At 31.2% G+C, this 12,793-nt stretch carries 8 protein-coding genes; all 8 read right to left on the reverse strand.

What is annotated here, in order from left to right:
• Window positions 1-123: 123 nt before the first annotated feature.
• The 8 genes from ACR9EA_RS07595 to ACR9EA_RS07630 all read right to left on the reverse strand — a co-directional run bounded on the left by ACR9EA_RS07595 (window position 124) and on the right by ACR9EA_RS07630 (window position 12,554).
• Window positions 124-1,338, reverse strand: a complete 1,215-nt coding sequence (locus ACR9EA_RS07595; RefSeq protein WP_435139298.1) for a hypothetical protein — start codon at window positions 1,336-1,338, stop codon at window positions 124-126.
• A 1,033-nt stretch (window positions 1,339-2,371) separates the two neighbouring features.
• The gene (locus ACR9EA_RS07600) at window positions 2,372-3,028 is read right to left on the reverse strand and encodes a hypothetical protein (protein ID WP_435139259.1); all 657 of its coding nucleotides are present in this window, start codon (window positions 3,026-3,028) and stop codon (window positions 2,372-2,374) included.
• A 592-nt stretch (window positions 3,029-3,620) separates the two neighbouring features.
• On the reverse strand, window positions 3,621-3,920 hold the full coding sequence (locus tag ACR9EA_RS07605; protein ID WP_435139265.1) for a hypothetical protein: 300 nt from the start codon (window positions 3,918-3,920) through the stop codon (window positions 3,621-3,623).
• 209 nt (window positions 3,921-4,129) lie between these two features.
• Window positions 4,130-6,148: an RNA-directed DNA polymerase gene (locus ACR9EA_RS07610; protein WP_435139300.1), complete on the reverse strand. Its 2,019-nt coding sequence runs from the start codon at window positions 6,146-6,148 to the stop codon at window positions 4,130-4,132.
• A 341-nt stretch (window positions 6,149-6,489) separates the two neighbouring features.
• The gene (locus tag ACR9EA_RS07615; protein WP_435139302.1) at window positions 6,490-9,672 is read right to left on the reverse strand and encodes an Eco57I restriction-modification methylase domain-containing protein; all 3,183 of its coding nucleotides are present in this window, start codon (window positions 9,670-9,672) and stop codon (window positions 6,490-6,492) included.
• Window positions 9,673-9,965: 293 nt separating this feature from the next.
• Complete coding sequence (locus tag ACR9EA_RS07620) at window positions 9,966-11,018, reverse strand: restriction endonuclease (protein WP_435139304.1); 1,053 nt, start codon at window positions 11,016-11,018, stop codon at window positions 9,966-9,968.
• Between the two features lie 161 nt (window positions 11,019-11,179).
• The gene (locus ACR9EA_RS07625) at window positions 11,180-11,827 is read right to left on the reverse strand and encodes a DUF1801 domain-containing protein (protein ID WP_435139306.1); all 648 of its coding nucleotides are present in this window, start codon (window positions 11,825-11,827) and stop codon (window positions 11,180-11,182) included.
• A 166-nt stretch (window positions 11,828-11,993) separates the two neighbouring features.
• A complete protein-coding gene (locus tag ACR9EA_RS07630; RefSeq protein ID WP_435139308.1) occupies window positions 11,994-12,554 on the reverse strand; it encodes a GNAT family N-acetyltransferase in 561 nt (186 codons plus the stop codon).
• Between the last annotated feature and the right edge of the window lie 239 nt (window positions 12,555-12,793).

Consider the following 12,793-nt stretch of genomic DNA (forward strand, 5'->3'; position numbering starts at 1 on the left):
ATTTTACTATTTATCTTTTTTATTGTGAATCGTCAAATTTAAAAATTTGGCGACTTTCCAAATATGCCTTAACTTCGATTAAGAAACTAATTAGCTATGAGCTATATACGTTGTTGGCAATAGTTATTTTACTTTCTGTTCAAATTTAAAAGACTGTTTTTCATTTGTAACTACAATTTCATAAACTCCTTTTTTCAATCCGAGATTACAGTTATCTTTTTTACTTTCAACTTCTGTGATATCAATTGGAACAGCTAAATTTATATCTTCCCCTTTTTTAAAAGCTAAAACCTTAACTGGAAAATCAATTTGAATATCAGTCAATGAAATAGAAACGTTTTTATTTCCATTTTCGAATAACCAATTAGGTCTATCATCAATATATTTTGTATTTGGATGAAGCACAGCTATATCAGTCCAAGCCTCTCCACGTTGATAGCTCAATGGCTTATTATCTTTGTCAATCAATACTGACGATTCTTTAATATCTAATGCTTTTAAAAGAGGATGATTGTATTCAGATTTACTTTTTTCACTATAAACTACTTGATTAATAGTCAAAGGATTTATGTTTGTATATTCAGTTAATCTTCCAGCCATTGCTTTTTCCCAAGAGCTATGATTCCCCTCTAAAGCGTGGTCATAACCGCAATGGATTAAGAATTTTTCATTTGGTTTGGAATTGATTACCTTCTCAATATTTTTTGCTTGTTCAATCTCTCTTGGTTTCCCACTTCCTTTCCCCATATTTTCATAAGCAAATAGTTCATACCCAATTTCAAGAGCATCTCTAACTAAATTGCCAAATTGAGGGTCTTTGATATACAAACCCGTTTGTTGAATTGGGTATTTTCTTTGATTAAGAACTGAAATTAAACTATCATTATTTTTTAATGCCTCAAGTCCTAAATTTTTATACCCATTTTCAAATAGCTTTTGAAGAAGTGATTTTGTAAATACTCGATGAAACGAATTGTGGTGAGCTTCGTTGATAATTATTACTTGATTCTCCTTTGCTTTTTCTATAATATACTCACTTGCTTTAATTTTAGAATACTTCTGATTAATAGAATCTATTTGGGATTTTGAAAAGGTTTTTTCTGTAGTTCCCATTGCCAAATCCCATTGAATTAAAGCATTTTTATAATCTCCTTTTAAAGCATAGTTAGAAGCTGAAATTTGATGCTTCCAAGGAAGAGTATCTTTTTCAACATCATTCTCTATTTCAGATGAGAATTTATATTTTTTTTCAAAATCAATTTTTTCAATCACTCTTTTTTCTTCTATACAAGAGGTAAATAAAATGATAATTGCAAATATGTAAAATGTGTTTTTCATAATTATTGCCAACGGCCCCGGCTATGACTTGTGGCAAGCGACAGGTGCCTTTTTTTTATTTTCTCAAAATACAAAAAGCACCGCGAGCGACAAGCCATGAGTTATAGCCATTGTTGTACGTAGTGCGTTTCTTTCCTAATTAACAGATTTAGCCTAAACCAAACCTCCACTATCCCCCGTAACCAAGTTGCTTTTTAAAGCAACATTTATCGTTAAACTTTCAGCAGACAACTTGTTCCCCAAAGCATATATTTCAGTTAAAACTCTATCCAGCTTAGGCTTCAAAACATGCTAGATTTATCCGCCTAGAGCGATTGATTTTAAAACTACTTTTCCGTAATCCTTTCCGCCTTTCAGTTACCGCAACACTTTCCGCTTCACTACACACTAATTCTATAAATTCAGCCCTAGTTTTAGACCTAGACTGAGTAGAATTGGCATTACGTGCAACGGTTTTGTTTATGAAAAGTTGCGAATTTGACAACGAGGATTTTCCGTAGGAAAATCAGAAGTTGATAAATTAGCGACTATGTTCCGTTTAGGTTAAAAATAGCAATTTTTTATAAACGTTGTTGTAAGTAGTAGTTTTTTTACGTTTTTATGATTCTGAAATCAGAGTTTTAAATTCAGAATTCAAAATCAGTTAATCAAATCAAATTCAGAGTTTAATTCATTGATTATTCCGCGAGAGTGAGATTTGGCGTTCTGATCGGCTTAAGAGTTTTACAATTCCGTTTTGAGCGAGTTTTAGAGTTCAATTCAGTAATTAAATCCGCATTGTTTTTCTCCGGTTTTGAGTTAGAAATTCAGAGTTTTGTTCTGCGTTATTATCTTTAAAAATTCAGATTTTTAATCTCAAATTGATTGCGTCTGAGTGTGTTCCGCTATTACTTACAACGGTTTTGTTTATGAAAAGTTGCGAATTTGGCGACGAGGATTTTCCGTAGGAAAATAAGAAGTTGGTGAATTTGCAACTATGTTCCGTTTTTGCTAAAAGTAGCAATTTTTTATAAACGTTGTTGTGGCACGTATTTTATTCTTTTCGATACGCTATCATTTCCGTTGGTCCAGTTGGAATTAAACAAAGTTTTAAAAATTCCGACGTAACTTCTTTGATTGGAATTGTACCATTTCTTTTTCCTTTAAAATACATAGAAACAAAAAACGTTAAGTCAATTTTTTCAATCATTTTTTTCTCTCCTTCTTTTATCTTAAACAGTTCCAGTCTTTCTTTATCCCAAAGTTCTTTGTTAAATTCAAATTCCGATTCTCGTCCGTTTTCAGTCAACACGAAAGTCATTTTTTCAATATCTTCTTTTTTCAGCGTTGTTATTGTCGGTTCGAGTCGATAAAAGTCACATTCAAAAACAGCGTCTTTGTCGTTTGATTTTCCGTTTATAAACCACTTTAGATGATTCTCATTAACGATTTCGTATTTTGAGGTTTTCTCATTATTGTTGTTCAAGAAATCTCCATTATCCATTTTCAGTGTCGTAGCTTTTTCGGTAAGCGAAAAATCAGTGTAAATGTCAACTGTATCGTTTTTAATTTCCATAAGTTGAAATCCAGGATAACCCTTTTTACCAATTCCGGAATCAACGTCTTTTAGAATCCATTTTCCATTCAAATTTTGTCCAATTGCTGAATTAGAAATCATTGTTAATAATATGACGATTGTTGTTTTTTTCAATATGTGCCACAACGGTTTTGTTTATGAAAAGTTGCGAATTTGGCGACGAGGATTTTCCGTAGGAAAATCAGAAGTTGATAAATTAGCGACTATATTCCGTTTTTTGTTAAAAGTAGCAATTTTTTATAAACGTTGTTACCTTTTGTACATTTTTCAGTTCAGAGCTTTATTCCGATTTCATTATTCGATTCCGTTTAGTTCAGTCAAAATCCGATTGAGTAGGGAAGTCCGCGTGCTTTATTCCGTGTTGTATTCCGATAAGTTTTTGAATTCCGCTTGAGTGAGTTTCAGAGTTCAGTTCAGTAATTAAATCCGCAAACTTGCTAAATTCCGTTTGAGTAAGATTCCGTGTAGTGTTTTGCACAAATTCTCATTTTTAGTTTTATAAGTCTGAGTGAGAATCCGTATAAAAGGTAACGGTTTGTATAAGAATAGTGCGGTTTTGTGTCCGAGGATTTTCCGCAGGAAAATCAGAGTGACCAAATACGCACTAACCTAAAGTTTTGTACTAAACTACGCATTATTTTTATACTGTGTTGTGCAACGTATTTTTTTTCTGTTTATAAAATTCAGTCAGTTTTATGTCTGTAAATCAATAATGCGGAATATAATTCAAGAATTCAATTCCGCCAATTTTGCCGTTTTTTAAAATGTCCAAAACAATTGTTCCTTCTGTCGGATGCTCCAATTCAATAGATTCTTCGAATTGCCATTCAGAACCTGATTGATTAGGTCTAAATCCGCTTACAAATCTCACATAAGCCTGTCTAAAACATTCTTTGATTTCCGAATTTTCCAATTGCTCAATTAGGTCAGTCCGTTCAGGTTCCTGCTCCTGCTCCTTAATCAGGTCAATTATCCACTCTATTTTAAATTTCGGTTGTTTTGTCATATGTTGCACAACGTCTCCGTATATGAAACGTAGCGTGTAAAAAGACGCTATCGTTTCGGATTATACACGAGCCGAATTTTTAAATTTTTCTTTTTATCTTTATTTTATTAAAAGCCAAATTTAAAAATTTGGCGGTCTTACCAAATATACATAAACCTCTCGGAAAGCCTATATTAGCTATGTTTTATATACATTGTTGGCAGTAGTTTTTATTCATACGTTGGGTCGAATAACAAACCTTTATTTTGTTTTGCTTCTGCTTCAATTTCCTTACTTGTCAATTCAGAAAGTTCTTCAAGTCTTTTACCAACAACGAAATATGGCTTTTTCTTATCGAATTTTTTCAATTCAAGTTTTACAGCTTCTATTTTATCTATCAATTCTTTTATTTTCGAATCAGAGTCTGATAGTTTTTTTTGAATTTCTTTTCGGTCTGTAGTTTGGGTTAAGTCAGACAAGTTCAAATTTTCGCTTAATTCTATAAGTTCACTTTTTAACTCAGTATTGGAAAATTTGTTTTTAGATATGTACGTAGTTATTTGCTTGAGTTTTACTTCAATTTTCTTGAGGTATGACCTTTCTACTTTTAAGGGTTCTAATTTTCTTGAATTGTTGTAAAAAAATATATCCCGAGATTCCAAAATATTAAAAAAGAAATGGTCTTGAATAATTGATTTACTTAAAGACGGTATCCAATCTTTGTATACTGTTTCATAAGCTAAAAGCCACTCTTTATTATTTAAATTGTCCGTAGTTATTATTTCAGTTACTGAAGTGAAATCAAAGTTTTTAATTCTGTTATTTTGCTGAAATAAGTCAAGTCCAACAATAATTCCTGTTACGCTTTTACTTTTAAAAACCATTTCATAAATTTCTTTGGTTGGTTGAATTTTAAATTCGTTTAAAATCCAAAGTGACCAAGTCAGTTCAAAATCGTGTTGGTTTTCGTAGTTCCGTTTGATAATCTCGAAGCAAAACTCTTTTAAGCGTTTCTTTGAAACTAATTTTTCGTACGTAATTAATAGTTTAGCAATTTTATTTAAAGAACTTGTCTCAATTAAACCAAGTCTGAAAAGCAAAGACTCGAAGTAATCCCAATTTTCTTCTTCAATACGAACAAAATTAAATTTATTTAAAGCTAATTTTAGTACGCTATCTTTTGGGTTTTCTTGTGCGTGTCTAAAGGCAATAGAGAAGAAATTCCATATATCATCCTTTTGGTCATTCTCAGAAGGCCTAAAATAAAATGATTTTATATCAAGTGCCCAAGGTTTTTCTAATTCACTTTGTGTTCTTGAAATCTCTGTTTTTTCATCATTTATTTTTAACTCAAAATCATTTAGAACTTTTTTCAATTCTGATAAACCAATTTGAGCATCCAGTTCTGAATTAAAGTATAGTGCATAATCGTCATAATATCTATAACCAAGAAAATCTATCTTTTTTGATTTCAGTTTTTTTTCAAGATGTTTATCAATATGACAAGCAATAACTTCTGCTATAATGAATGAGGTGTCTGGACCTATTGGAATTCCCATTGTTTGCTGATTTTGACACCACATAAGCCTGTTGTCAATATCATCTCCATATATATTACTAATTTTTAATGGGTCTGTATTATTTAACGCTCGATTCCTTTTGTATTTGTCTTTTCCTCCAAATGTTACCCAAGGAACTGAATGTGTATAAATCGAAGGATAGAATTTCGCAATATCAGTTTTCAATTGAACTGCATATTTAAAAGAGTTTATTATTCCTGATTCTTTAAAGAAGCTAAAGTCATTGTGTTTTACTGAACGTTTATTTTGTTCAAGTTCCGTTTCGATTTGTGGTTTTGTAGTCGATAAATTAGAATCATTAAATAGTTTTGCAATCTCTGTATAATTGTCCACAATTGCTTGAGATAATTTACCTTGATGAATTGGGTTTGGTATTTTGATTATTTTTCTCGCAATTCCGCTTTTTGGAATGTTAAATTGACTACAGTCAGAATAATTTAGGCGATTTTTGAAAATTTGTTTTAATCTAACTTTTTTTTCTGTCTTATCAGCTCTGGATAATCCGGTTATTGCATTTACGGTATTTTGTAAGACTGTTAAGCTTGCATCTTTGGTCGAATCAGCTAATGCCGAAATATTTGCATAATCGTTACCAAATAATTCAGTAAAGAATGATGGTGGAAGCTCTTTAGGAAAATATCCTTTATTCAATAAATGTTCAATGTTCATTCTTTTCTCAAATTACTGCCAACGGTCTTGTGTATGAAACGTAGCGTATAAATAAACGCTAACTTTTCGGATTTAGAACGAGCCGAATTTTTTATTTTTATGTTTAATCTTCTTTTATAAATATAACCAAATAAAAAATTTGGCGTACTTTGTAAATATACAAAAACCTCTCGAAAAGCCTATAATAGCTATGTTTTATATACGTTGTTGTAAGTAGTGCTTTTTACGTTCTGCTTGGTTTTCCGATGTTTGTTATTTAGCTCAAATGTGTGCGTTGGCAAGACATACTCTTTTACAGTTTTGGTGTAGCATTGGCTGATGCGACTGTAAATGTGTATGGCTTATGCGTTGGCATTTTCTACTATTTTAATTTCCTCTTCAGTCAATTCATAATGCTTATAAATCAAATTATCAATTTCGTTTTCAATTCCATTTATACGACTTTTAAGCTCGTTTATCTCTTTATTATATTCATCAAAATATTCTTCCCATTCGTCTTGTTGAGAAAGACTTAATGTGACTTTCTTTTTCTTAAGTTCTGCCAAAAAGGTTTTAAAATCATAATCGTAAAACTCGTTTAGCTTTTTAGATAGTTTGTCAATGCCAAAACTTTCTGTGTTTAATATTCTTTTTCTAAAACGATTAATCTTTTTGTTAAGAGAAGTATATAAAGTTCTTACAGTTTTAGCAGGTTCAGTCAAATCTGAACTTTCAATTATTAAATGCTCTGGAAAACTTATAGTTTCTAAATAGATTCTTTGCATATTCAATCTTCCACCATTTTTTGGGTCGCCAAGTGAAGCACAAATATTCATTAAATAATACCAAATGAGTTTTGAATTTAACAAACCTAATAAGGAAAGACTTGAACTATTAATTAAAAATATTGTTTTGTTTATATACGTGCTTTCCTCGTCAAATGCAAAACGTGAACTCATTGCAATTTCTGGATAAATAATTTTTGGGTTATCAATAAGATTGTAATAATCACAAGCTCTTAATTCCCACCAATATTTACCTTTATCACTACGTTTTTTTGCTTTTTCTTTAAATGGTTCTAAAAATTCAGCAATTCCAGAAAAATTAGTTTTTAGCCATAACCACGCATCATTTTCATCTTCAAAATCTCCTTGAAAATCTGTATAACCACTTGGAATACAAATTAAATGTTTTCCTTTACTTCTAATTTCAAATTTCCGAACATCATCGCCATCAATAAATTTTTTGATTAATTCGGCAGATTTTGGGTCTTTTGTAATTATATTTTTTTGTACTTCATCGCTTATTATAAAAGCATCATTATAACCCGTTTTTAAACCATATTTAATATCTAATTCTTTGTTGTCAGCAATGGAAATTCCATTGTTTTGAACTTTATTTATAATTGAAAGTTCTTTTTCTGATATTAAATTCCATTTTTCTTGTTGAAAGATTTCAGGTTTTAGATTTATTCCCTCATTTGTCAGACTAAAATTAATATCTAAATTTTTAAGGGTTTGAATTTGAAGATATTTAGCATCATAGTCAAAGGCTTTATTGCTAATTATCAAAATCAGAGGTGAAGTAACAGCATCTTGAAAAACATTTAATTCTCCAAAATCAATTAATTGTTCAATTTGTAATTTACTTAAAAACTGCTTTAAATTTTTACCATAAGATGCTTTGATAAATTTGTTTGGATTAATAAAACCTAATAATCCGTTTGTTTTTAAAGCTTTGATGCCTAATTCAATAAAATACACGTATAAATCTGCTGTACTTAAATAAGTTTCATATTCCTTTTGAAATGAAGGTTTAAACTCTTTAATAATCTCGTGTCTAACATAAGGTGGATTTCCAATAATAACATCAAAACCTCCATTTGAAAAAACTTCTGGAAATTCGTTATTCCAATTAAAAGCTTTTTCTCCAGCAAAAGTTGGGTCATCAATTAAGCTGTTACCACATTTAATATTATTGTTTAATGACGTTAGTTTTCTGCCTTTTTGTGCTGTTCTTAACCAAAGTGATAGTTTTGCAATTTCTACACTTTCATCGTTGATGTCAACTCCATAAATATTATTTTCTAAAATTGCATTTTCAACTTCGCTCAAAACCATTGCGTCTCCGAAAAGTTTGGCTTGTAATTCGTCAATGTATTGATGTTCGGCTATTAGAAATTCCAATGCTTGATTTAGAAAAGCTCCACTACCACAAGCTGGGTCGCAAATAGTAATTTGTAACAACCAATTTCTGTAAACTTCTAATTTTTGAGTTAAGTTTTTTAGAGTTGCTTTCTTTCTTCCTTTACGTTCTTTTTCGTATTCAGCTTCTTGTATGTCAAGTTCAATTTTCTTTTCCTCACAAAGTTTACCAACAGTTTTATCTACAATGTATTTGGTAATGTATTTTGGCGTGTAAAAAACTCCATCTTTTTTTCGTTTTGTTTTGCTTTGTTCAGTTGAAACTCCTTGAATTTCTGCTTGGATTTCGTCAATGTCGTTTAAAGAATGTTCAAATATATGACCAAGAATATTTACACTAACTTCACTTTCAAAATCGTAATTGCTTAAATTAACTGTGTGTTTATAAAGTAAGTCGTCATTGATTTTGATGTTGTCTAAAATCTCGTCTGGTGCGAACAAACCTCCATTGTAAGCAAAAATATCGTGTAGCTGTCCTTTATAACCAGAATTCATATAACCGAAATACTTTTGAAAACGGTCGTACAAAGGAAAATACTCATCGTATTTATCTTTTAAATCTGTCCATTGATTTACTATAGACCTAATTGAATTAGGTGGAAGTAATAATCTGTCTTCTGCAAAGAAGATGAATAAAAAACGGTCAAGTAATTTTTGCGTTTTTTTGAATAAGGTTAGTTTGTCGTAATGTGGATTTTCCTTTTGGATGCTATCAAAAACCTCATTTCTAAAAGATGCGTAGTCTTTGTAAAGTTCTTTTGTAATTTTCTCTTCTTGCGTTAAGGATTCATCCTTAATTTTTTTAGGAATGTCTTTTAAAAGATATTCAGACGAAAGGCAAAGCCAAAGGATATCAAAACGTTCTTTCGTTAATTGGAATAAATTAAATTCCTCAAAATCTACTGCGTTGTCAATGTAAAAACGCAACTTCTCAAAGTTGGAAGTAATTACATAATTACAACCAGGTTGGTTGTTTTTATATCCAAATGCTTGGGTTTCTACTTTGCTTAAATCGGTTGTGTTTGTTCCTTTCAGTTCAATTACCGCAAGTGCTTTTTCGCCTTTTAAAATTGCTCCATCTGTCTTTTTTGAGCCTTTTATGTTTTTTAATTCCGTTGTAAGATTAAAATCAGGTGTCGGATTCTTAACGTATTCAAATACGTTTACAAAAAGGTCAATCAGAAATTCGCCTTGATATTGTTCTTCTTTGGAATTCCGAATGTTTTCTTGAATAGTCGGATTGTGGAAATGGCTTGTAAATCGTTCGTAAGCTTGATTAACTTTTTCGGACTCCAATCCTTTTAAATATTTGTTTAGAACAGAGTTCTGAAATAAGCTCATAAAATTTTAATCTTTTTTCTCAAATTTAATATTATTCCGAGCGTTGGCAAGAAACAGCTCTTTTATTTTTTCAGCGTTGGCTTTCGTGTTGGCAAAAAAATAAATGTGCTGTTTGCGCGTTGGCTTTTTTAGTTCAAATGTTCAATTTCAGCTCGATTTCCGCATTACTTACAACGGTGTCGGCTATGAGTAGTTGTGTGGGTTAGCACGAAACTTTGCAAGTACACACCAAACTGAAAATCCGCGAGGATTTTCAGAAGTAGGCGAGAACAAGCAATTACTTATAGCCATTGTTATGCGCTGAAATATTCTAAATATTTTTTATACCATTCAATTCTGTCAGAGCTAAATCCAATTACGAGTTCATCCATTCTGTCAGAGTTAAATTCTTCAATTTTTCTAATCTCCATCTCATCTGATTCAAAAAATTCAAATGCAACATCTTGAAATCTTACAAAAAGGTAGTGTCCAATTTTCCATTTACTTTGCTCTTGAGATGGGTTTAAGTGCAAATCATAGTATTGAAAATCATATTCTTTCATATCTTCAGTATCTCCTTCTTCCAACCAATATATTTCATCAAAAATTCCACGACCACCTAAATCACTGAAATCTGCTTGGTATTCTTCAAAAGTTTTTAATTCAGTATTAGCTAGATTATTTTTTAGGTATTCGAGAAGTCTATAGATTATTGTTTTGTCAAAGTCTCCATAGTAATCATTTCTGCTTTCAAATAGCTCATATTGTTCGTAAAAGTTAATCGCTAAAAAGCCAATTTCGTCAAATGTTAGTCTCTCAAAATTTATGTTTTCTATGATTTCTTTTAGAAATTCAAAGCTTGGTTTGATATTGAATTTGGTCTTATAATTCTGAATTTCCTTAAATAGAAGTAGATATCTATCAATTGAAAAATAAGTTTCTACCAAATCCGAGAACTTTACGATTCTGTTTTTGAGTTCTTCTCCTTCAATGACTATTATTTCGTATGGTTTTTGCACAGAAATTTTATCAATCCAAGTTCTAGCATTATTAGTGAGATAAGAGCTTATGAATACAACTAAAAAGTCAGGAAGCTCCGCATCAGCCCAAGCAATTTTTGAAGTTAAATCATCAGGTGGAACACCTCCAGAAGTATAATGTTTGCATTCAAAGAACCATTTAGTTTCAATTGGTTTTATTTGATTACTAAATACTTTTATTCCTTCTATATCTCTTCCGTTGTCTGCTCCTCCTTCTCGCCAAATAAGATTAGAATAATTGTATCTTATTAGCAAGTCATAACATAAATTCTCAAAACTTTTTGGGGATATTTCTTCAAATTTTATGTCAGCTGTTGTATGATTCATTTAGTTTGTTCTCTTTTTGCGCATAACGGTCTCGGCTATGAGTAGTTGCGTGGGTTAGCACTAAACTTTGCAAGTTCACACCAAGCTGAAAATCCGCGAGGATTTTCAGAAGTAGACGAGAAGAAGCAATTACTTATAGCCATTGTTGTGCAACGTTTTTTTTATTCAGTTTTTTCTAATTGTTTATGTGAACCATCACAATTTGGTTTACGCTTTGAAAGTCCGCAAACACAATCGTTCAATCCATAACCGTCCATAATTCGCTCCATATTTTGTTCAATTCGAGATGTTTTGGTTTTCGATTGTTTTGGTTTGTCAAAGTGCAACAAATAACCTCGTTGTCTTCCTGCCGTAAGATTCTTAAATGCTTTTTTAAAGTCAGGATTTTCCTCAAATTTTTGTTCTAACTCTTTCGGTGTATTGAAGTCAGATGTTTTTTTCTTTTCAATTTTCTTTCCCGACTTTTCAATTTCGACAGCTTCTTCTATATATTCCTTAATTGTCGGTTTCAGTTCCTCAATTTCTGGTAAGTCTGTAAATCGAATTTGTCTTGCCGATTGGACATTTTCAGTTTGTTGGACTAAAATATTTTCAGGGTCTTTGAGCAAAACTCCTTTATGGAACAAAATCGCAAAATAGTCTTTGAATTCGTGGATTAGCACAATGTTTTTTCCATTGTCAGTATAGCAAGGATGCATCCATTTAAATTCTTCTTTTAATCCGCATTCCAATATGATTTCACGAAGTTTGGTCAATTCAGTTTTCCATTTTTTAACTCCGTTCAGATATTTGTTAACTTCTTCGTTCATTGGTTTTGCGGTTGCTATTAAATGTTGCACAACGGTTAGTATAACCGTCAGTTACGGGTAAATTAGCGATTATTTTCGGATTAAACACTAGCCTTAGCAATTCCGAGTGGATTCGGACGTAGTCGAATCCGCCGTAATTGCGGTTATACATTGTTACAAGCAGTTTTTATTTCCATTCTTTATTCAAAATACTATAGACATAAGTTCCTTCACTTTCCCCATATGATTGGATATTGTAATTCCGAAGTAATCCTTCCCTAACAGCTCCAAGTTTCTTTATTGCTTTTTGAGATTTGATATTCTTTATGTCAATTTTGAATTCAACTCTTCTTAACATTAATTCATTAAAACAGTAATCCAAAAGCAGTTTCTTGCAGATGGCATTAATTCCAGTTCCTTGAAATTTTTCCGCAATCCAAGTCCATCCAATTTCTAATCTTTTATGGTAGAAATCAATATTTCCAAACATTGTAACTCCAACTGGTTTTTGATTTTCCTTTTCTATAATCATAAATGGATATAGAGTCTTTTTTTCTTTTGCAGAAAAACAATAATTAAAATATTCCATTAAATTGTTTCTGTTTTTAACTCTAGCACCAAATTCCCCAAGTTCTTTTGAATAACTTATGCGTTCAATGTCATTAATATCCGATTCTTTCAACGGTCGGATTAAAATCAATTCATTTTGAAGAATTAATTCGGTTGAGAAAAATTTTTCGTTGTTCATCAAATTGCTTGTAACGGTCTAGTGTATGAGGAGTAGCGGATTTCTACTCACTAACTTTTCAGTTTAGCACTGACCTTTGTTTTATATTTTAACTTTCGTTTTATCATTTAAACCGCTATTACTTATACACATTGTTGTGTTTTCGTACTTTATTTTCCGTTCTGTTTGTAGCGTTGGCAAAGACATACTCTTTTGCAATTTTTGGCTTGTGTTCTGGCTGTAGCGAATTGCAAATGTGT

Origin of the sequence: Formosa sp. A9 (genome assembly GCF_051200825.1) — a bacterium.
Taxonomy (GTDB): Bacteria; Bacteroidota; Bacteroidia; order Flavobacteriales; family Flavobacteriaceae; genus Formosa.

Excerpts from the sequence above, each read along its gene's own strand:
- ACR9EA_RS07595 (WP_435139298.1), bottom strand. The coding sequence starts at position 1,338 with ATGAAAAACACATTTTACATATTTGCAATTATCATTTTATTTACCTCT.
- ACR9EA_RS07605 (WP_435139265.1), bottom strand. The coding sequence starts at position 3,920 with ATGACAAAACAACCGAAATTTAAAATAGAGTGGATAATTGACCTGATT.
- ACR9EA_RS07610 (WP_435139300.1), bottom strand. The coding sequence starts at position 6,148 with ATGAACATTGAACATTTATTGAATAAAGGATATTTTCCTAAAGAGCTT.
- ACR9EA_RS07615 (WP_435139302.1), bottom strand. The coding sequence starts at position 9,672 with ATGAGCTTATTTCAGAACTCTGTTCTAAACAAATATTTAAAAGGATTG.
- ACR9EA_RS07620 (WP_435139304.1), bottom strand. The coding sequence starts at position 11,018 with ATGAATCATACAACAGCTGACATAAAATTTGAAGAAATATCCCCAAAA.
- ACR9EA_RS07625 (WP_435139306.1), bottom strand. The coding sequence starts at position 11,827 with ATGAACGAAGAAGTTAACAAATATCTGAACGGAGTTAAAAAATGGAAA.
- ACR9EA_RS07630 (WP_435139308.1), bottom strand. The coding sequence starts at position 12,554 with ATGAACAACGAAAAATTTTTCTCAACCGAATTAATTCTTCAAAATGAA.